The sequence below is a fragment of the Micromonospora sp. M71_S20 genome, from assembly GCF_003664255.1.
Lineage (GTDB): Bacteria > Actinomycetota > Actinomycetes > Mycobacteriales > Micromonosporaceae > Micromonospora.
In genome coordinates this window covers 1,888,935-1,910,251 of sequence record NZ_RCCV01000001.1, presented here as the reverse complement: position 1 = coordinate 1,910,251, position 21,317 = coordinate 1,888,935, and the positions used below count along the sequence as shown (strand labels likewise).

Genomic DNA, 21,317 nt, shown 5'->3' with positions numbered 1-21,317 from the left:
CCGGAGGACAGGCGAGGGTCCATACGCGCGTTTCCGAAGCTCAAACCCTTTTGATCTTGGGTGCTCGAAGGGACTCGAACCCGTCACCCTCTGGTCCGTAAGATCGAGGACGACGATCGCGCCGAGCACGGTCCATCATCGAGGTAGGTTCTCGCATGCCAAGCAACTTTACCGCCGACCCATCGACGCTTCGCCAGCTGATCCTGCAGCCGGGGCAGGGATTCTATGTTCCTGCCTACCAGCGCGACTTCACCTGGGGTTCGGACGAGATCAGTCGGCTGTTCGAGGATCTAGAGCAAGGGATCACAAGGGCCGCGCAGGGGAAGACGCCCTCGACATTCCTGGGCTCGGTGATCCTCGTCAGTGACAGAGACAGCGTGATGCCAAAGCATGTGGATGCGCTTCCGACGACGGTGCTCCAGGTCGTAGACGGCCAGCAGCGGCTTTCGACGCTACTCACCGTGTTCGTGGTTCTATCGAGGTTCGTCTCTGACGACATGCGTTGGCTCCAGCAGCAGATTGACGCCGGGTCTAAGAACCCACTCGACATTTGGTTGCTAAACACGCTGGGCGAGCGGCGCGACGAACTCCTCGACGCAATCGCTTTCAAGACCTACTCAGGCGCCGGCGAGTTCAACATGAAGCCCCGGCTGATTCGCCAAGTGAGTGACGTATGGGGTAATGACGCTATTCATGCTATCTATGAGAGCGACATGGCCTGGCTACTGATGGAGGCGGCGCGCTACCGGATCCAGAAGCAGCAACATGCCGCGATACCGGTGCCCTCTGATCGGCTGCATCTGGACCTGGTGCTCCGGGTGACCGCCGGTCACATCGATGACCTGAGAATGGGTGCGGATGAGGTTGATTGTGATGTCCTTACAGAGCTTCAATTTCTTTCGGACATCGGCATGGCGAAAGCCCTCATCGGGTCCAATTCGGCTCCTGTGGTCGACCCAGACGCGCTAGATGACCATCGGAAATCAGCCGCACGTCTCCTAGTACTTGCGTCGTTCCTCTTAAACGGGGTGCTAGTCATCGACGTCAAGGCACCCGACGAGGATTACGCTTTCGCGCTGTTCGAACCCCTCAACACCACCGGACAGCCCCTGACTGCCTTGGAGACGCTAAAGCCGTTGGTCGTTCGCAGCGAAGGCGGAATCACGAACTACAGCACCTCGCCTTCGGCGGCGGCGTTCGGTCGCGTCGAGTCCTATTTCCCACCCTCCATGCGTGCGGACGACCGATGGAAGTTGTCAGCCGACATGCTCACCGCGTTCGCGCTGGCGGACACGGGGCGAAAACTGCCGCGTACTCTTCTCGATCAACGGCGGTACCTCCGCCTCCAGTTCCAGTCCGTGGCGCCCCCGAATGGAAGCGTCGAAGGGGCCCGGGCTTTCGCGGATCAGCTTGCCGACGTTTCGGCCTTCCTGTTCGAGGTGTGGCCTCGTAACGGCACATCCCCGCTTATGTCATCCGGCACCGACTTGGACCGCTTGTGCTTGGAGGTATTGCGATCGACTAACCATACGGTCGTCCTTGCGCTGCTTGCGCGTTATTACTCGGAGTGGGCCGCTTGCCCGAGTTCCGCTAGCCGAAGTGAGTTCATGAGCGTCTTGCGAGCCGTGACTGCCTTCTGGGTGCTCTGGCGGACGTCGCGGGCGACGACGAGGGGGATCGACGATGTTCACCGCAAGCTAATGGTCACCGGACACCCCGCGACAGGGCTTCCGGCCATGGCGAGGCGCGCTGGTGCTTCGGCGACTCTGCCCGCAGCCACGGAGGTCCGGGCAGCCTTGAAGAGCCTCCTGTCGACGCGGGGGAACATAAGTGCCGGCGCGGACTGGGTCGCAAAGGTTACAGTGCAACCGCTTTACCAGACCAGCAAGCAACTCGCGAAGTTCATCTTGCTGTGCGCCCATGACGACCGGATCGAAGATTATTCGGCGCCCGGCTTGGTTCGGCGCGGCGTTCCCGGGTCCTTCCGAGCTCTGACCTCCGAGGCCTGGGACTCCCACTACTCGGTCGAGCACATCGCACCGCAGAATCTCGCCCAGGGTGACACCTCCTACGACCAGGCAATCTACGACCAGGGCCTCACGGACCGTCTCGGGAACCTCACGCTAATGCCGGTTGACCTCAATGAGCTCATCGGAAACAAGACGTGGTCATACAAAAGATGCATCTACGCAGTCCTATCAAAGACCGATCCAAATGCGCGGCTGACGCACATGCAGCAGCAATTACCGGGGCTCGCGCCGAAAACGAAAAATGTTCTACAGTCGGCCTCGTACCTCCCGTTCTGTGAATTTCTCGACAAGCAGGCAGTGTCGCCCCTGCCCCACTCGTATGTGGCACAGCGAGGACAGCGCCTAGCTGAGCTTGCGGTCGAGCGGTTGTGGCCAATGTTGGCATGAAGGACATCCGAGTAAGGCGGGGACGAGTACCTTGACCTAATCGAGGTCCACATCATGTTCGACGGTATCGTGGGCCTCGCCGCGACGTGGCATGCGGTGAAGGCTCGTTAGGAATAACAGATAGAGGGCGGCGTCTGCCGCCGTTGTTTGGCCTTACGGCGAAATAGGGAAGCCTCGACAATGGGGAAAAGCGACGCCGCGTCGCTGTTGGTCGTTCACCAACTGGGTGCTGAACAACGTTACTGGAATACCTCAGGAGCGGGCGCCGTCGTGATGCGGACGATGCGGTGCCCGGCTAGCCGGTAGCCCTGTTCCTGTAGCCGCTGCTCCCACCCGGTTTGAGTGCCAATGGTCACGGGCTCGTGCAGCAGTCCGGCGCGCTCTTCCTGCTTGGTCAGCCGGGCGAACTTGTCGCGGCCGGGGTAGTCAAGGGGGACGAACGCTTCTTTGCGATGAAGAACGGGCGGGTTGGTTGAGCTGCGGAAGTCAGTGTATTTGACGGACAGCTTCCTAAGATCTGCTCTCAAGGACGTTGCCAATGCGGGGTGTGGTGCCTTGTCGAAGTTTGGATACGAGAGGTAGGATACCTTGGCCATTATCCGCGAAAACTTGATGATTGTGCACTCCGTCACTGTCCCGGTGAGCGTCCGGGCGCATCCTTCATAAACACGGAGGAGCGGATCAAGCAACTGAATTGCCGTAGCGTGCACATACAGGGCGTCGGCCGTTAACTTTCCGATATCGGACCGACTGCATGCATTGTTCAATGCCTTTTGATCGGCGATGGCGTGTAGCAGTTCGTCCGCCTGGGAGCAGGCAGCTCGGTAGGATCCGAATAGCGTTCGTACGTCGAGCGCTACGCCCTTGGGTAGATCCGACGCCTTGGGTCGGCCTCGGAACGCGGCGAGTGCGAGGTAGACCAGGAGATCTCGTTCTGCTTGATGGCGAGCTCGCGTAAGGTCCCTGTCCCAGTCTTGGCTGCCGGTAACATCCCTTAACAGCGCTGCAGCTTGTTTCAGCGAAGGGAAGGCGCCCAGAAGCCGACTTGCTGTTCCGGCAATCTCCTCTGGATCGGGGACTCGGCCACGACTGGAGATGAAGGCCGCCAGCGCGTCCATGTCTTCGCGGTGGACGTCGTAGAGGGCTTGCCGACGGCGTGGCCGGCTCGTGGGTGCGGGTCGGTGCCGAGTACGCGACGCTAGAAAGGTTTGGGCGTCAGAGTCCTGACGGAAGACGTAGAAGACGCCAGGCGCGGCGGCGATGCAGTCGGTGCGCAGCTGAACGTTGATCCAGTCGCGTAGTTCCGCCTGACTGTAAAACTTCTGGAAGGTGCCGCGCTTGGTGATGATCCCGTCGCCGTGACGGCGGCCGGTGACGGTTCGTGCTTCCCAGTCGGTGCGGGCCGCGACGACGAGTACCTGCCGGGCCAAAGCCCAGGCTGATGCCAGCGTTTGAGCCCGCTCGGTGGGGTCTTCGATGACGTTGATGACGTACCCGAGGTTGACCACGTCCGCTGCATGCCGTTCGGCGTTGGGGCTGTGTCCTGGGTCCCAGCCGTGGGCGGTGTAGCCCATGGCCCGGAGGCGCGCGACGTCTCCGCCGCGTCCGCAGCCATAGTCGAACAGCGTGGAGTTAGCGCTCAGGACGCCATCCGCCATTGCCAGCGCGATAGGTTTGGACAGGTGCTGACGGGCGATCGCTGTCTGGTGGCGGGGAATCACCTGGGCGCTGTCCATAGCTCACGATTCTGCCGGTTCGTAGCCGAGGACCGAAGAGTACACGCAGCAGGAAGCATCCGCCCCCTGTTCCACTCATCCTGTCACGCCACGCGTAGGGCTGGGTACGCTCGCTTAGCGCTAGTCTAAACGTCCAACATCAGTAAGGCTGACTTGACTGAGTTGCATATTCAGGGGTCACTGTCCAGCGAGAGGGCTAGCCACTGGAGATAAAGTGATTCTGAAGGCACGTACAGCTGATGCAGGCCATGTTTCCTTTCTGGTCAAGCGCTCTAATGGCGGAGAAGCTGAAATCGTTGCAGCCATGATCCCGCCCTCGGAGGTCCAGCGGTCGACCGGCACCTTCCGCAATCCAGATCTGCTGGTCCATTTGCCACCAAAGTTGGTTTCCGCGCTGTTGGGTGCGTCGGAGCCCGAGGGGGATGGCATGGTGATAGCGCTAATCGTAAATACGGCGAGTCGGCGTGGGGCCGCGGTTGGGGCATTTGCGGACACGGCAGTGGCTAAGGCATGGTGGCAACAGCCGTACAACAGGTTGGCGCGGGACCCAGACGTGCTGTTCCTGACGGTGCCAGTGGAGGCCGACGTTTAGAGGTGGCAGACGGCGCAGCCCGCCTCGTCGTTTTCCTCGTCGAGGGCGTCGGTGAGCACCTCGATGAGGGGCAGATTGGGACGGGGCTTGGCTGCCGCGCGAGCAAGGGCGGCGGCATGTCGCTCTTCGATCGCATCGCGCCGCTCGAGAAGGTCGCGCAGCGACTCACCCTGTGACCAGGTGTACTGACGGCCGCGCATCGCGGTGGCTTGGTAGTTGACCTTGTCCTCGTATTCAACGGCGCGTTCGAACAGCTCAGGGTGTCGGTCGGCGAGGCCAACCCATTCGTGTTTGCGCTGGAAGAAGCAGAAGTAGCAGCCGGAACGGGTGCGCCACTCGTAGTAGGCCGGCAGGCCGATTCCGGACTCCTCCAAGATCCGGTTGACTCCGTCACGGTCGATGCCGTCTTCCCGGAACGGGAATATAGCCTTGATGTTGGGCTTGGTGCTGACGTAGCCGAGGCGGTTCTCGTCGGCGCGGATGGCGACGTACGAGATGGCGGGGCTGTCGCCTAACCATTCCTCCAGCGGTTTGATCTTGAGGTTCTTGGTGCACCACCGCATGGACGCGCTTGGAAGGGTGCCCTGGTAGACCTGCAGCCAGTGGTCGAAGTCGCGGGTGGCGTTCAGGCGGACGATCTGCTTACCGAGGGCCGCTTCGAGTAGGTTGAGGTAGTCGTACGTCTCGGGGAGTTCGGCGCCGGTGTCGCAGAAGAAGTACTCCATCTGCGGCACCTTGGTGCGCATGTAGATCGCGAGGGCGGAGGAGTCTTTACCTCCCGAGATGCCGAGGACATGGCGGGTCTCGCCGGGCGTACGTTGCCGGGGTGCAGTCATCGGGTCGACTTCTTTCGCGTGGATGGTGCGTCGTCGCTGCCAGCGTCCCTCTCGACTATGACACTTTCGGCCAGCAGGGCGAGCAGTGCCCGCTCGCCGTTCTCGCTGATCTTCCTGCGAGCTAGGGCGATCACCTCAGGCAGCAGGGCCTGCGCGCTGGCACGTTCGTCGTTGGAGAGGTGGACGACGGTGTGGAGCTCGTGTCCGTCGGCCTGGGTAACGGTGATCGCCTGGGAGACGAAAGTAGCGTCGGTCGGTTCGGCCGTCGTGGGCTGGTGCAGGTTAGCCAGCCGCTCGATAGTGCGAGCGGCTGCCCGGACCTCGTTGGTGAAGGTGCTGATGTCACCGTCACGCCAGTCGGAGAGCCCGCGGCCAACAATCCGGACGACGAACGGGTCGAGCCATTCGTCATCGCTGAGCGTCGTCTCTTGAGCGAGAGTGATGACACCACGGAGTTTCGCCTCGACCAGGTTCACATCGGCGAGGTGTCGGGTGTAGACCGCAAGGCGCTGACGTAGCTTGCCGAGATTCGTGGGCATGTGGAACGCCTCGGCGATGGCCTTGACAACTTGTGTGCGGAGACGTTCGTCCGCCCGGCCGAGTTCGGTAAGCGCCTTGCTCAGCGACTCGGCGTAGCGGCGCGCGACTTGCTCGTCGATCTCACCGTTCGCTGGGATCGGCTCGAGGTCGAGGGCGGACGGCAGGTCGGTGAACAGGAGCGTGTCAGGTTCGCGAGCGGTCTTGAGCGCTTGACGTACGGCCCGTGCCTGCTTGGGGAGTTGTTGGGTGTGATCAGCGTACGCGGACAGGCTCCGGGCACGGTCGAGCAGCTCACGCGTGAGCGTCAGGGGCGCGACGTTGCGGACGTTGATCGGTGGTGCTGCCGGCATCCGTGCACCGATCACCTGGGCGATCTCGGTTACTGCGGTCTTGCGTGGACCTGCTTGAACGCCCATGGCTTTGACCGCGAACCGCTCCGGGCTCTTGATCATGCGTTCGGCGAGGGCAGCGGTTAGTCGTGTCTGGTAGGTGCCTTCCTCGAAGAGGGCGAGTTCTTGGCTGCCGATGATGAGCGCGGTCAGCACGATGACCGGGATGACGCCTGGCCGTATCCCGAAAGGAGGCGCTTCGAGGAGTTCGTAGACGGCGTCGAGCCGCAGCGGCTGTTCGGTGGCGGCCCGCATCTGTTGCTGCATGGCGGTCCAGGCCGGGTATAGCGAGTTGCCGGGCTCCGGTTCGTGGAAGCCGAATGGAAGCAGCTCGGTGTCGTCGTCGGTGCGCTGATCGGTGGGGCGGTGCAGCTGAAGGTATTCCAGGACTCCGCTGTACATCGCGCGTTCCGGCCCGTAGCCCTCGATGCCGAGGTACTGATGGGTAGGTGCGGTGATCATGGCGATGATCAGCTCGCGGCGTGCCTTGGCTGCTTGGCTGGTCAGCTTATGCCGGCCCAACATCTCGTTACGTATGTGCGGAGCGTGGGGGAAAACGCTCTCGCACGCCTTGGAGACGAGCTCTGCGAGGCTTCGGCCCTTGATGGTCTCAGCGTCAGCTGTGAAGACGGCGGCCCCGGCCCTGGCCGGCAGCAGGTACCAGGTGGGGGCTAGCTGGCTTGGCAGGAAGGCTTCTGCGACGCGGGTGGCCAGTTCGGCGCTGGCCTGCGCGATACGTTCGCTGACCTCGGTACTGGCCACGGCGTCGAGTTCGACGTTGGCCGGTAGCTCGTGGAGAGCGTGTAGGTAGCGGGCGGTACTGAGTACTTTCTCGGCGTGGGCGGTCACACCGGCGATGACAGGGCGGTCGGTTCGAACCGTGGGGATGGTGTATTCGTCCCCGAAGTGGAAGAGCAGGAGTCCGTCTTCGGCGTCAGCGGCGGACGACCCGATGAGCTCGGGCGAGCCTGCGTCGGTGGCCTTAGTGACGAAGTGGCGCAGCATACCGGTGCGTTGGCTGTGCTTGCCCGCTACGACGGCGGTCGGCAGGTAGGCCGAGATGACCTTAACCGCCGCATGGTCGTCGCAGGCGTTGATCAGCTGCTCGATGTGACTGGTGAGGTCGACGTCACTGCCCCGCCAAACCCGGTACTCGTCGCTGAACTGTCGGTACACCAGGAAGCCGCGGTCGACGAGGCTGGTGACTTGGTCGGCGAGCAGTTGTCTGGCCGTCGGGTCGTTGAGCGTGATGGGGTCGCTCAAGGCGAACAAGACAGTGTCCATGCTGGCGCGCAGGGCGCCAGAGGCGTCGACGAGGTTGAGCATGCCGATGGTCTTGAGGATGACCTGGTCTTGCTCAGGAAGGCCATTGGCCTCGGCGATGCGGTTGTCAATCTCCATCCACCGGCTCGCATTGGCCGAGGCCAAGATGGTGGTGCGGCCGGCGGTGAAGAAGTAGTCGAAGGCGTCGGCGATGCGGACGGTGGACGCGGAGGAGGGGCGATTCGAGGCATAGCTCTGCAGGAAGCGTCGCACCGTGTGGGGTTCGTCGTTCGCGATGAACCCGGTCATGCTGCGATCGTGCTGCCCGATCTGCGCGGCGAGCAGCGGCGCGACCACCGTTGTCAACGGGTGTAGGGGGTACACGTGGGTGAACGTGTCGTGGCTTGCGGCGAGGATGCCTTGGAGACCGCGTTCGGTCCAGGCCTGAGCGGACGCGGCGGCATGCTGGGCTATGAGCTTGCGTCCCTTGGGCGACACGCCGTCGTGGTCGAGGGTTCGGCGGATCAGCTCGACGGTGTCGCCGAGGTGGATCGTCATGAGGATGTCCTCGAACCGGCCCTGAACCTTTGCCCACTCCCGGCTCTGCAGCGTGCTCGCGCGGGAGGCGTAGTCGGCGAAAGACAGGTGCTGCAGCGTAAGGAGGTAGAGCGGCACGCCGCGGGAGCCTGCACCGAGCTCAGCGAGTTCCTGCAACAGGAACACGTCACTACCGGCATCGCTGAACTCACCATGGGAGGCGAGGTGCTCTAGCGACTTGCCGAACTCGTCAATGACCAGCATGACCGGTGCCTGCTCGCAGAGAGCCTTTACGGCGGACACGAGCTCCCGATTGCTGAAATCCGGAGCCTTGAGGGGCACGAGCGCTTCCTGCACGGGTGTGGGCATGTGGTTGTCAGGCCAGGCGCGGGCGGCGCCATCGAGCAGCGCTCGCGTGATGCTGTCGAGCAGAGGTTCTCGTCGTGCCGTGGCGACGCAGGTGATGAATCCGTTGGGCGCGGTGCGGTCACGAGCTCTTGCCAACCGGCGGGCCAGGATCGGACTCGTCTCGGCGAGTGCCTCTTCGGCCTCCGTCCGGCGGTTCCCCGCACGGCCGAGCAGCGACACGACGACCAGAGCCAGTGTCGACTTGCCTGAGCCGTAGGGCCCCGTCAGGGACCAGGCGCGGGTATTTGCTTGGTCCTCCAGGGCGGCGGTGACTCGTTCCAGCATGTCCTGTGCCCGGATGCCGATGTGCACCGGGCCGAGATGCTCGTCGCGGACGTCGCGTTCGATGTTCGTCGACCGCAGTCGGCTGCTGACGATGTTGATCCCGGCCGGCGTCTGTGGGCTGGTGCCCGACGGTGCACCATTGGCGGTCATACCAGTGCTCCTGCGAGTCGATCGAGAGTCGGCTGGTCGAGCAGGTCGGTGCGGCCACGTCGCCGCATCTCTCGCAGCATCCCGGGTGGTTGCGTGGCGTACCAAGCTTCCCGATCTGGGAGGCTTGCGCGGGCGCGAACGTTGCCGTAGTAGCCGTCCAGCACGTCCCAGGCCAGGTCCTTAGGATTGCCCTCGAACCGGAGGCTGCGTTGTCCGATGCCCTCCACCAGGGCCATCTGCGGGTACTCGCCGGCGACCTCCTCCAGGGCATGCGCGATTTCCGGCTCTCTGAGCCGGAAGGCGCGCCCTGGGCCGCCCGGCTCATTGGTGAGACGGGCCAGGGCGATGGAACCACTCTGCAGAGGCTCGCTGCGTGCCGCGTAGTCCAGGCATGCGTAGGCGACCAGGGCCGGCGGCAGTGAGGTGCGGGCGTTGCTGGTGAAGTGCCAGCGGCTCGCTGCGTTGTTGCGGCCGAACCCGGTGGGCTCCAGTAGCCCGAGTTCCCGGAAGGGTGAATCGAGCAGGTCCTCGAAACTTCCGCCCGAACCCGCGGTGGGTTCACGCCGGCGTGCGTACATCTTGGTGAGGCAGTCTGCGTCCTTGGTTACGGATGCCTCTACCGGGGGCTCCCAGCCAGCCAACCGTACGTGTCGCAGCGTGGTCTCGGTGAGCTCGCTTGTGGTGAATCGGGACGTCGACTGGGCGTGGAAGGCCACCCACCAGGTGGGAGTGTGGCAGGGTTTTGCCAGTAGCCACCAGTGCAGCAGCCACAGACTCGCAGTGTCCTCAAGGTAGGGGTCGGCGCCGTTCTCGTTGAGCAGCCATTGCGCCTCCCAGGTCGGTGAGGCGACGTTCGCTCGAGACGTGGGGTCCTTTGGGTACTCGATGGTGAGTTTGAAGGCGTACGACCAAAACCGGATTGCATTGACCATGTTCTTACCCACGCCGAGTGTCACCGTCGCGTTGTCGCGCAGAAACACGTCGCTGCCGATGTTGGGGTCAGTCAAGGCGCTGTACGCCTTGTGCAGCCAGCCGAACCGGGGGTGGAAGGTCTCATGGCGGGAGAACGACGGCTCGGCGACGTCCTTGAGCTTGGTTTCAAGCATCGTGTCTCCGCGGTCCTTCCTGCCCCCGGGCGGTTCCAGAGGCAGTCGTGGTGGTGTTTGGGTACAGGGCAGCGTGAACCCGGCGCTCAGCGTCGATCACGTGGCTAATGGCGCTATCAATATCATCGGCGGTAGTGGCGTAGCCGAGAGAGAAGCGGATGGTGCATTCAGCTTCATCCCGGCTCAGGCCCATGGCGAGCAGGACTCGGCTCGGCTCCATGGCACCGGCCGCGCAGGCGCTGCCCTCGGAGGCCGCGATGGCGGGCATGGCGGCGAGCATCGCGTCAGCCGGCAGGCGGTCGAAGGTCAGGCTCGATACGCCGGGTAACCGCCGGTCAGGATGACCGTTGCGGCGGGTGCCGGGTAAGGCCGTCAAGACAGCGGTTTCGAAGCGGTCACGCAGCAACCGGATACGTGCCGCTTCTTGATCGAGGCACCGGGCGGCAGCCTCCGCAGCGGCCCCCAGGCCGACGATGCCGGGCACATTCAGGGTTCCCGGCCGCCGTCCGCGCTCATGACCGCCGCCGTGCATCAGCGGCCGGATCGCCGGCACCGTGCCGCGCCGCACGAACAGTGCTCCAACCCCTTGCGGAGCGCCGAATTTGTGCCCTGACATGGACAGCAGGTCGAGTTCCAGCCTACGGAGATCGATCGGTAGCCGACCAACGAGTTGCGTCGCGTCCGAGTGCACCAGCGCGCCGGCTTCGTGCGCGATTTTCACCACTAGGTCGAGATCACTCAGGACGCCGGTCTCGTTGTTTGCCGCCATGATCGAAACCAGGGCAGGTGAAGTTGCGAGTGCTTCTTCCAGCTCTTCGAGACGTAGTGTGCCGTCCCGGTGCACCCCGACCGTGTGAACCTTGCTCCCAACAGCGTCGGCGACCGCAACTGCCGCTTCGGTCACCGCCGGGTGCTCCACGGTGCTGATCACTAGGCTCTGGCCAGGCGTTGCGGCCGATTGGATGGCTAAGTTGTTGGCCTCGGTTGCACCCGAGGTAAAGATCAACTCGTTCGGCGAGCATGCCAACAGCGCCGCAACCCGCTCGCGTGCCTGATTGACCGCGAGGGACGCGTCCCGGCCTGCTGCGTGCACGCTCGAGGCGTTACCGACTGCCGTCAGCGCCTCGGTGGTTGCGGCCAACGCTTCGGGGCGAACGGGCGCAGTGGCGTTGTAGTCGAGGTAGATGAGGGGATCAACACCGGTATGACCCATCATTCTCCCTCCGTCGCGGTACCCACCTTATGGCCTGGTGGCCTGTAAGGAAACCGCGACGCGTGCCACCAGCCGTGATCATGGGTGGCAAGATTACCGTACGCATGTTCTCTTCCGTCGCCCCCGTAGGCCGGCTCGCGACTGCTCGCCGCATCGACGTTCAACGCCGCTCCGGACGCCCTCAGGGGGAGGCGCAGCTGCACGAGCACGCCCGTGAGCCGCGGTCCCCTTCGAGCATGGTGGCGCGATAGAGTGAGCGCCTGAATCGATGTCGTAGGCATCTTGTTCAATAACCCACGTGACTAGCGACCCGAGGCGAGTCGCGCGGAGGATGACGTCGAGATGATCCACACCGCTGTCATGAGGGCAGTTGCCCGGCACTTCGCAGCCGGTCGCCGGGTGGCCGCCGCGCTCACCCTTCTCTTGCTGATTTCCGCTGCTAGAGCGTGCCGATGACATACACAATCTTCGACTTGTTGCGGACGTCGGGCCGGACGTCGAGCTTCATAGAAGGGCGGGTCCTTCGCGCGATCGGGCGCCTAGTCGACGGCGGGCATGTTCGGCAGGCGCCCAGTGATGCTGTGATCGCGGCTGCGTGCCTCGGCGATCCGATCAACGCGGTCCGTCGCCTCGCCGAGGCCGGTGTGCTGCCCGGCGGGCTCCCGGATGAACAACGACGCGATCTGTCTGCCCGCCTGTCGCTTGGCCCGGATCAGCTCGACAGCAAGGCCGTTCTGGCGAATCCGAGTGCCGTGGCGGTATTTCTCGGTCTCCCCGAGGTGCGCAGCAGCACTGCGGCGCAGATACCGACCGACGCGACGCCGGCCTACGGGCTGTTTCCGCATCAACGCCGTGCCGTGGTCCGCGCCCGTAAACTTCTGCGGCTCGGCCGTACCCGGCTGTTGCTGCACATGCCCACCGGGTCGGGCAAGACTCGCACCACGATGAGCATGGTGGCCGACTACCTGCGCGAGAACGAAGGCCGCGTGGTCCTCTGGTTCGCATCCACGCGAGAGCTGCTGGACCAAGCGGCGCGCGAGTTCCACAAGGCGTGGTCTCTGCTGGGCGACCGGCCCGTCCCCATCGTCTCGGCCTGGGGAGGTCAGGACGCCGACTTCACCGACCTTACCGACGGCCTCATCGTGGCCAGTTTGCAGACCGTCCATGCACGCCGCAGCGACCCCGGTTTCATTCCTGACCTCGGTCGCCGTGTTGGGCTCATCGTGTTCGACGAAGCGCATCAAGCGGTCGCCCGAACCTACCGGTACGTAGTCGACCAACTCTCCGCCGCCGGCCAACCGGTCACTCCCATCATCGGGCTTAGTGCGACCCCGGGGCGGACCTTCCTCGGAGGTCGATCGGACGAAGACCTCGCTGAGTTCTTCGAACACACAAAGGTGGAGCTAGATACCGCTGCTGAAGGGGCGGATAACCCGGTCGCTTACCTGATCAGTCAGGGTTATCTCGCTGAGCCCGAATTCCGGCTCCTCGGAGACCTCCCAGAGGACGATGAACCGGATTGCGGCGGTGACGACGAACCGGATGACATCGGCCTCAATCAGGATGACTACATGCAGGAGGTTCTCGGTGCCACCTTGCAGCTAGTCAGCGAGTCACACCGCCGCATCATCGTGTTCGCCGCCTCAGTGGAACTGGCGCACTCGCTGGCAGCGTCGCTTCGATCGGTCGGTGTCCTGGCGGATGCGGTGGACGGAACGACAGCACCCGAACTCCGCGATACCGCAATCCGGATGTACAAGAGCCCGGCACCCATCCCTCGCGTCCTGGTCAACTACGGCGTTCTGACGACTGGATTCGACGCCCCGCAGACCAGCGCCGTCGTGATCGCGCGCCCGACGCGTTCCCTCGTGCTGTACAGCCAGATGGTCGGCCGGGGCATCCGGGGCCCGAAGGCCGGCGGCAACAGGAAGGCCGTCGTCGTCACCGTGGTCGACCCCGCAGTCCCCGCATTCGGTTCCATCGCCGCCGCCTTCACCCACTGGGAGGACTTGTGGTAACACCCGACACCACCCACCAGGAAGCCCCGCTTCTCTCCGGTGAACAGACCGTCAAGTCCATCCGGGACACTGGCTACAAGGGCACGGACTATGCCCTCGCTGAGTTGATTGACAACTCTTTTCAGTGGGGTCAGGCCCGTACAGTCCTGCTGGTCATCGTGCAGCGCATGGTGCAGGGTAAGCGGCGTGCAACCAAACGTGCCGACGAGATCTGGGTCATCGACGACGGCACCGGCATGACGGATCAGGCCGTGAACCTCGCCCTATCGTTCGGCGGATCCGGCAAGTACGACGACCGATCGGGCATCGGCCGCTTCGGTATGGGCCTGCCGCAGGCCAGCGTCTCACAGTGCGAGCGGACCGATGTCTGGACCTGGCAGAGATCACAACCGGAGAACGCCTCCCATACATATCTTGATCTGAAAAAACTCTCACGCTCCGGCAAGGGATCCACGCTTACCGTCCCGTGGCCGTCGCGCCCTGGTCAGTCGGGCTACGAAGCCATGCCCGATTGGGTCCTCGACGTCTTCAAGCAGCACGCCACCGCGGACACGTCGATGGGACAGCCGCTCTACGGCGGCACGGCCATCCGATGGTCCGCGCTCGATAAGGTCCGCTGGACGACTGCCAGCACCATCCTCAAGCACGCTGAGTACCTACTTGGGCGGATCTACCGCAACTTCCTGGCCTCCGACTCCGAGCCGCGCCACATCAAGATCGCCATTGTCGACGCAGACATGATCGGCGGCCTCATCGAGTTCTACGACGTGCGCCCCAACGATCCCCTGTACCTGCTGCCGGCGGACCAGAGCACCCTCGAGTACTGGGAGCAGGCCGGACCGGACGGCGAGAAGGAGAAGTACGTTCCGGTCACCGACACCGCGCCCTTCACCGCCCACCACAACTCTCGGACCTTCGAGATCGCGCGTGCGGACGGCAAAGGCAACTCCCTGGTCCACGCGCGTCTGTCCCTGGCCCGGCCCGAGGCTCGACCGGGGAGAAATCCCGGCAAAGACACTCACCAGGGACGGCATGCCCGAGACAACGCCGGGATCTCGGTTGTGCGCGCCGGCCGCGAACTCGTCCTCGAACAGACCCTGAACGAGGAAGCCACCGACCGGTGGTGGGGCGTCGAGCTTTCCTTCAGCCCCGAGCTCGACGAGATCTTCGGGGTGACGAACAACAAGCAGGACGTGCCCAACCTGACGCAGGCACTGCAACTAGCGCGCACCTACGATCTGCCGAAGGAACAAGCCCTGGAAGAGGGCCTTTTCGACGAAGAGCACGAGATCGCCGAGCTATACGGGATGGCCCACCAGCTGCTGATACTCGTCCGTTCCCTGCGGCAGGAAGGCCGAGAAGGTCGAGACGCGGCATCGCGAGGCCGCTCTGCCCCTCCGAACATCGCGGGGGTCGCCTCCAACATCAAGAAGACACGCTCCACCGTCATCCCCACGCCCGGCGAGAAGAAGTTCGCGGATGATCCGGACCCTGAGAAGGCCGCCGGCGCTATCGAGACGAAGCTCAAGGCGGACGACGTCCCCGACCAGACCCGCCGGATAATCATCGAGAACTACAGGCGTGGCGTGACCGTCCAGATCCTGACGCACGCCGAGAAGCACGTCCCAGCGTTCTTCCGGCCCGACGAGGCCATGAACCTGGAGCTGCTGTGCTTGAACAACGCTCACCCCGCTTACCAGGCCATCATCGATCCGTTGCGCGCCTCGGGCGATGACATCGCCGCGATGAGCGAAGAGGAAGCCAAGAGGCTCCTCACCAAGAGTGCCGATGCCATCACCTGGCTCCTGCTGGCCTACGCTCGCTGCGAGAACGAGTACCAGGGACATCCCCTCGCGGGCACATGGAAGCAGATTCGCGACCAGTGGGGTCAACGCCTCGCCGAGACAGTGCAGGACTCTGCCTTCAAAGCTGCCGAGCTCTTCGGCGACAGCGCCGAAGACGACAGCGAGAGCGGTGTATGACGCAACCAAACGTCGATCCTCAGCGCTGCGGATTCCGAGTCCTCGAACTCGTTTCCAACGCAACCGCTTTGACGATCGTCGCGCCGTTCATCACCTCGGCCGGCATTAGGCCGATCCTCACGGCGCTGCCGCAGGACGCTGAGCTGCAGGTCTACACCCGGTGGCGGCCAGATGAGGTCGCCGCCGGGGTGAGTGACCCGCACATCTTCGATCTGGTGGACACCCGCGGCGGAACGGTGTCGCTGCACCCAATCGTGCACGCCAAGGGATATTTGGCAGGCTCAGCCGCTTTGGTGGGCTCGGCCAACGTCACCGGGAACGGCCTTGGGTGGGGCCGCCCCGGCGCCGTCGAGATCCTTGTCGAAACCTCACCGAGCGACCCGGCCTTGGTGGCGCTGATGTCTGTGCTGCGGGCGACGTCGTCAACGGCCACGGAAGCGGACCGCGACGCTGTTCTCGCGGCTGCAGCGGCGCTCCCCGCAGCACCACTGCAGGCCGCCGTCGAACCAGTGGACCGAACAGATTGGCTGCCCTCCTACCGGATGCCTGAAGTGCTCTGGCTCGTCTACAACGGACAACGCGAAAGGGAACTCACGGACTTCGTGCAGCCCGAGCTTCAAGCGTTAGGGGTTCCCCGCGGTATCCAAAGCGAACCAGCATTCAACGCCTACGTCGGAGCGATCCTGCGACAAGGCTTCACCGGCCGCATCGCCCAGGAATGCAGCAACCTATCCACTATCAAAGCGGTGCAACGCCTGACTGAACTCTGCACGGCAAGAGGCATCACCATCGAGGACCCAGGTCTACTGTGGGAAACCCTCGCGGCTTGGATCGCACGGTTCATGCCCGGCTTCCAGCGGATTCCCGGTGGTACGCGACTGATCCGCTAACGCCAAAGGCCGATCGGCCGGCCGGTATCGGGATCAAGAACTCGAACCGGCTGAGGGAACTCAGGCTCCGAGGATGGCTGCGACGACTGCTGCGGGATAACCGCGCACCGGCCGAGAGCTGAGCGCAGCAACTCGGCTGCCGCGGCCATCCCGGCTGCCTCGGCCGCGGCGAGCAGGGTGCGCGCAGCCTTTGTCGCCTCCGCCTCTACGACTCCACCCCTCCTTCTGGGACCATCTGCGGTGGGGCCTTGCATCTCGTACAGCCGAGCACGTAGGCGATCAACTTCAGCAGCCAGGCAAGCCTCGAACTCAGTAGACGGTAGCTCCCCATCACATCTTGGTTCTTGCACGACAGCGAGCAGGCGAGCTACTGAATCCGGCAAATAATTTCGACGGGCGCGTTCAAGATTTTCGGCACGTCGCTCCTCGAAAGGCCTGCTAGCCAACGCCACCCCTCTATCCTGCTCCGCCTCGCCACCGGTCGCGGCTCCACGCGCCGGGGCAGTACGGCCGGTCGGACGCTGTCGTGGAACAAGAGCCGGAGTGACGTCCATCAGCGTAGCGGAAGCTGCACGAGGCATCAGGACACCGAACGGCCGATCAGCGGTCTCCCGGCGTCTCGACCGCACCAAGTGGCCCGGCCTCTGCGCGTACAGAGCACGCACAACACATGCTGCTCTCGGGGCACCTGATCAGCTGTTGGCCACGGGCGCTATAAGGGTCCCGGCGACCAGGTACGGGCCGAGGGCGATGCTGCGAGCACAGCCCAATGCCAGGCGCCGCCAGCGCTTCAGGGACGGCAACCTGGGCTTCCCCCGCCTACCACGCGATCCCGCCGGCGTTATGAGGCTTGGTGAGCCGGTCTCGATGCCGACTGCCGCTTGCTGTGAGTGGTTCGCAGGTGACGTGAATGTGATCCTCATGTTTGACTGGATCTATGCGGGCGGGGGAAGCGCGGCTGGCAATCGACTGCGGGAGCCTGGGTACGACTGCGGCGGTGGCTTGGCCGGACGGCAGTTGGACGCCGCTGCTGTTCGACGGCGAGGCGGAACTGCCGAGCGCTGTGCTCCTCGGCCCTGACGGTGCCATGCTGACCGGTCATCAGGCGTGGCAGGCGGCCGTGAGCGCGCCGGACCGGTTCGTTCCGGCTCCGCGTCACGCACCTGACGAGCACCGCCTGGCCGTCGCCGGCACCGAGGTTGACGGCGTCGACCTGGTGGCCGCGACGCTGCGTCGCGTCGCCCATGAGGCGTACAACGCGGTCGGGGCGCGGGTGGAGGATGTGCGGCTGGTGGTGCCCGCCGGGTGGGGGCCTCGACGGCGTACCTGGTTGCGGCAGGCCGCTCATCGCGCGGGTCTGGCGCAACCGCGACTGGTTGAGGCGCCGGTCGCTGTCGCCGAGCATCTGCTCGCCACCGGCGTACAACTGCCGGTCGGATCGTTTCTCGTGGTCTGTGACGTCGGAGCGGGGGCGGAGGTCACCGTCCTGCGCCGAGGCCCGGCCGGTTTCGAGGTCCTCGCCACCCTGGCCGATCCGGCCGCCGGAGGCGCGGCGATCGACGACGCCGTCATCATGGCCCTCACCGCCCACGACGGTACGTGCGACGGGGACGGCGGCCGGTGGGCTCTCGCTGCCAGCGTCCGGGCCGCGAAGCACGCCCTGGCCGACCACGCGGCGGTGACTCTGCCCCTGCCCGACGCCTCGGCCACGGTGCTCACCGTCGGGCTGCTGGAACAGGCCGCTCATCCTGTCCTACAGCGCGTCGCGCACCTGGCGGCCGAGGCGATCGCCGCGGCGGAGATCAGCGTGCACGACCTCGTCGGCGTGTACTGCGTGGGCGGTGTCGCCCGGTTACCGCTGCTGCGGCAGGTCCTCGCCGACGCGGTGCCGGTGGCCCTGACCGTTGTTCCGGAGCCGGCGATGGCGGCGGTACGTGGCGCTGCCGATGTCGGCGCCATCAGCCCCGGAGCGGCGGCGGTACCGCCGGAGGTGCCGGTGCCGCCGGTACGGCGCGCCGTGGCGATCGCGGTGCCCGGCTTCGCGTCGCTGGGCCTGGTCTCGCAGTTCCTGCTCACGCCGGAGTGGAACGGCGCCATGATGTACCGGTCAGCGGTGCTCAACTGGGGCGAGCTCGCGGTCGCGGCGGTGTTCGCGGTTACCGCCAGCCTTGGCGCCGGCACCGTCCTCGGCTCGGCGGTCGCCGCCCGGACCAGCCTGGCGGCGGGACCGTCGCTCAGTCCTGGCTCGCAGACCGGCACCGGGATTCTGGCGTCAGCGTCCCTCGGCGTCGCCGTCGTCGGCATGTACGCCGTCGTCGGCAGTCTCTATATCGGTGATCCCGTCGCGGGATTCCTGCGGTGGTCGTTGCTGCCGGTTGCCCCGATCGTCGCCGCAGCTGCGGTGATGGCCCTCGTCGCGGCCCGGCAGTGGCGCACGCCGGTGGGCGGTTGGTCGCAGATGCTCGCTTTTCCGACCGGGTCGGTGATCGCCGCCGGGCTGGGTATGGCGATGATCCAGTACTCGCTGACCGCCGACCGCTGGCCCGACATGGTGGTGTGGATCGACCTCGCCGGTCGTGTTGGTGGCCTGCTTCTCGGCGTTGGAACCATCATGGCGGTGGTACCCCAGCCGATTCTGCGGCTGATCCTGGGCGCACCACTGGGGGTCATCACCGCCGCGTTGGTCAGCAGGCCGGCCTCGGGGATCCTCGGGGTCATCTACGCCATCGCGGTGGCCGCATGGTGGCTGCATCAACTGTGGACTTGCATCCTGCCCGGCAGAGCTGGTCGACCGCTGCGATGAGCCTGTCGGCCACGGCGCGCTGCCGCGTCCACGCGAAGGGGTGGCGGGGATGAGCTGGCCCCGCCGGGCGATGGGCATCGCGCTCGTACTGCTGGTGCTGGCGGCTCCGCCATGGCTGCTGGCCACCGTCGTCGGGCCGCCGCTGCCCGGATGGCCGACCGGGGCGCAGTTCCGCGACTGGATCGCGGACCCGCTGACCCCGCAGGCACTCACCGTCGGACTCACCGCCCTGGCATGGCTGCTCTGGCTGGCGGTGGCCTACACGGTCGCGGTGACGCCTGCCCGTCGACTACGGGCCGGGGCCCGCTGGCTGCGCCGCCTCCCGCTGCCCACGCCGTGGCAGGCCGCTGCGACGAGCATGGCCGGCGCCGCCGCCCTTACGACCGCCCACGCCCCCGCCCCCGCCTCCGGGCTGCCGGACGTGCCTCTCCCGGCGGCCACCGAGGGACCCCACCAGCTCCCCTCCGACGCGACAGTTCGGGCCGGCGAGGGAGTGACAGTTGCCGGGGGCTGGCTTCCCGACGAGACCGCCCGACAGGTCACAGCCGCAGCAGCCCTGGTGTGGCTGCGCCGCCGTCGCGCCTACCAACCCGGCCGCGATTCCGGCGACGCCGCACTGCTGACGCCGATGCCGGACACGGTGAACGCCGTGCGGGCAGCCGTCGCCGACCGCAAGCCGCCACCGTCCACCACCAAGGCCGCAGCGCCGGACCTGCCCGCTGCCGGGGTGGCGTACATCGGTGACGGTGCCGCCGACGCCACCCGCGGTGTCCTGGTCACGCGCCTACTCGCCGCCCTGCGCGACCCACCCGATGCCGCCCGGGTGCTCGTCACCCGCACCACGCTGACCACCCTGCTGCCCGACCTCGCCCTCGCAGCCATCACGATCCCCGGGCTGAGAGTCGCCGACACCGTCGAGGAAGCCATTTCGCTGCTGCCGTCCCCAGCCGGCGCGCCCGCACTGATCGAGGGCAACAGCGGCCCCCTGGTGCTGATTACCGCCCCGCCCTCCACCGAAACGGCTGACCGGCTGACCGGTCTGACGAGGAAAGCACAAGTCGTCGCGCTTGGCGCGGCACCACTCGGGTACACCTGGCACATCGACCGCCACGGTCACACCATCGACGCCCGGACCGGGCAGGCGGGGCCGCGGCTGTGCGTCCTCGATCGCACCGCCGCGACGGACCTGCTCACCGTCCTCGCCCACCCCACGCCCTCGCTGTCCGACGGCACCTCATCGACGCCCGCACCACAGAAGCCGGCAGTTGACGTAAGCCTTCGGATTCCCCGCCAGCCTGGCAGTGACAACCCACACGCGGTCATCTCGTCACCCGCCGCGTCGCCAGCGGTCCAGTTGCGGGTGCTCGGCCGCCCCGCCCTGACCATCGACGGACAGCCGGTCACCATCCGACGCAGCGCCGCCCTGCAGGTGCTGGTCCTCCTCGCCGTACACCCCGACGGCGCCACCACCACGCAACTGGTTCAAGCCATCTGGCCCGGCGTGCCCGTCCACACCGTCACCGGCCGCCTGTACACCACTGTCAGCGCCCTACGCGTCGCCGTCCGCGCGGCAACCCCCGTGACGGTGCTCGCCAGCACCGACGACCGCTACCACCTGGATCCCGACCGTGTCGATGTGGACCTGTGGCGGCTGCGCACAGCCGCCCACCATGCCGCCGCCAGCCTGACCGATCCGGCGCCCGCCTGGCAATCGGTGATTGACGCCTGCACCGGTGACCTCGCCGCAGGTCACACCTGGCCGTGGATCGACCAACCCCGCGAGGCCATCCGCCGTCTGGCCCTCGACGCCTACGCCAGCCTCGCGGCAGCGCACAACAACGCGCACGACCGGCTGCGGACCCTGCAGGCGGCGATCCTCGTCGACCCCTACAACCAGGACCTGCACCAGCGCGCCGCAGACGAACTCACCGCGCTCGGCGACCCGGTCGCCGCCGAGCGGCTCCTGCACGCCCATCAGCAGCTTCTGCACCGCAGCAGTGTCGCCGCCAGCGAGACACCAGTCGGCACCCGCCGCTGACCGAGGCTTCACTTGTCGACGTCGAGGAGAGTGCAGAATTTGGTACAGCTGCAAGCACCCACCGAGTCGATCTCGACCCACGCACGATGGTGCTCACCCAACCCCACTCGCGTG

General features: G+C 65.5%; 12 protein-coding genes. 7 read left to right on the top strand and 5 right to left on the bottom strand.

The window, feature by feature from the left end; translation table 11 throughout:
• Positions 1-155 precede the first annotated feature (155 nt).
• Complete coding sequence (locus tag DER29_RS08485; protein WP_121396847.1) at positions 156-2,417, top strand: DUF262 domain-containing HNH endonuclease family protein; 2,262 nt, start codon at positions 156-158, stop codon at positions 2,415-2,417.
• Positions 2,418-2,656: 239 nt separating this feature from the next.
• On the opposite strand, the gene DER29_RS08480 is transcribed toward DER29_RS08485, so the two are convergent.
• Positions 2,657-4,153, bottom strand: a complete 1,497-nt coding sequence (locus DER29_RS08480) for a DNA phosphorothioation-associated putative methyltransferase (RefSeq protein WP_121396846.1) — start codon at positions 4,151-4,153, stop codon at positions 2,657-2,659.
• Between the two features lie 214 nt (positions 4,154-4,367).
• On the opposite strand from DER29_RS08480, the gene DER29_RS33840 reads away from it, so the two are divergent.
• Entirely contained in the window at positions 4,368-4,745 is a 378-nt protein-coding gene (locus tag DER29_RS33840; RefSeq protein ID WP_148709990.1) for a hypothetical protein, read from the top strand.
• Here DER29_RS33840 and DER29_RS08475 read toward each other — a convergent pair.
• Genes DER29_RS08475 through DER29_RS08460 form a run of 4 tightly spaced genes read right to left on the bottom strand, consistent with a single transcriptional unit; the run spans position 4,742 to position 11,475 of the window.
• Entirely contained in the window at positions 4,742-5,581 is an 840-nt protein-coding gene (locus tag DER29_RS08475) for a phosphoadenosine phosphosulfate reductase family protein (RefSeq protein WP_121396845.1), read from the bottom strand. The genes DER29_RS33840 and DER29_RS08475 overlap by 4 nt on opposite strands.
• Positions 5,578-9,153 (bottom strand): ATP-binding protein, encoded by a 3,576-nt coding sequence (locus tag DER29_RS08470; RefSeq protein WP_121396844.1) that lies wholly within the window; start codon positions 9,151-9,153, stop codon positions 5,578-5,580. The genes DER29_RS08475 and DER29_RS08470 overlap by 4 nt, the downstream gene beginning before the upstream one ends.
• A complete protein-coding gene (locus DER29_RS08465) occupies positions 9,150-10,259 on the bottom strand; it encodes a DUF4007 family protein (protein WP_121396843.1) in 1,110 nt (369 codons plus the stop codon). The genes DER29_RS08470 and DER29_RS08465 overlap by 4 nt, the downstream gene beginning before the upstream one ends.
• Positions 10,252-11,475 (bottom strand): cysteine desulfurase family protein, encoded by a 1,224-nt coding sequence (locus DER29_RS08460; protein ID WP_121396842.1) that lies wholly within the window; start codon positions 11,473-11,475, stop codon positions 10,252-10,254. The genes DER29_RS08465 and DER29_RS08460 overlap by 8 nt, the downstream gene beginning before the upstream one ends.
• Before the next feature lie 449 nt (positions 11,476-11,924).
• Between DER29_RS08460 and DER29_RS08455 the strand changes: the two genes are divergently transcribed.
• The 5 genes from DER29_RS08455 (at position 11,925) to DER29_RS08435 (ending at position 21,203) form a co-directional block, all read left to right on the top strand.
• Positions 11,925-13,490 (top strand): DEAD/DEAH box helicase, encoded by a 1,566-nt coding sequence (locus DER29_RS08455; protein ID WP_121396841.1) that lies wholly within the window; start codon positions 11,925-11,927, stop codon positions 13,488-13,490.
• On the top strand, positions 13,484-15,472 hold the full coding sequence (locus DER29_RS08450; protein ID WP_158618984.1) for an ATP-binding protein: 1,989 nt from the start codon (positions 13,484-13,486) through the stop codon (positions 15,470-15,472). Before DER29_RS08455 ends, DER29_RS08450 begins: the two co-directional genes overlap by 7 nt.
• The gene (locus tag DER29_RS08445) at positions 15,469-16,362 is read left to right on the top strand and encodes a hypothetical protein (RefSeq protein ID WP_148709989.1); all 894 of its coding nucleotides are present in this window, start codon (positions 15,469-15,471) and stop codon (positions 16,360-16,362) included. Before DER29_RS08450 ends, DER29_RS08445 begins: the two co-directional genes overlap by 4 nt.
• A gap of 997 nt (positions 16,363-17,359) precedes the next feature.
• Positions 17,360-19,165, top strand: coding sequence for an Hsp70 family protein (locus DER29_RS08440; RefSeq protein ID WP_233599682.1), 1,806 nt, complete (start codon positions 17,360-17,362; stop codon positions 19,163-19,165).
• Positions 19,166-19,214: 49 nt separating this feature from the next.
• Positions 19,215-21,203 carry a hypothetical protein gene (locus tag DER29_RS08435; protein ID WP_148709988.1) on the top strand — a complete coding sequence of 663 codons (1,989 nt, stop codon included), beginning with the start codon at positions 19,215-19,217 and terminating at the stop codon, positions 21,201-21,203.
• Positions 21,204-21,317 lie beyond the last annotated feature (114 nt).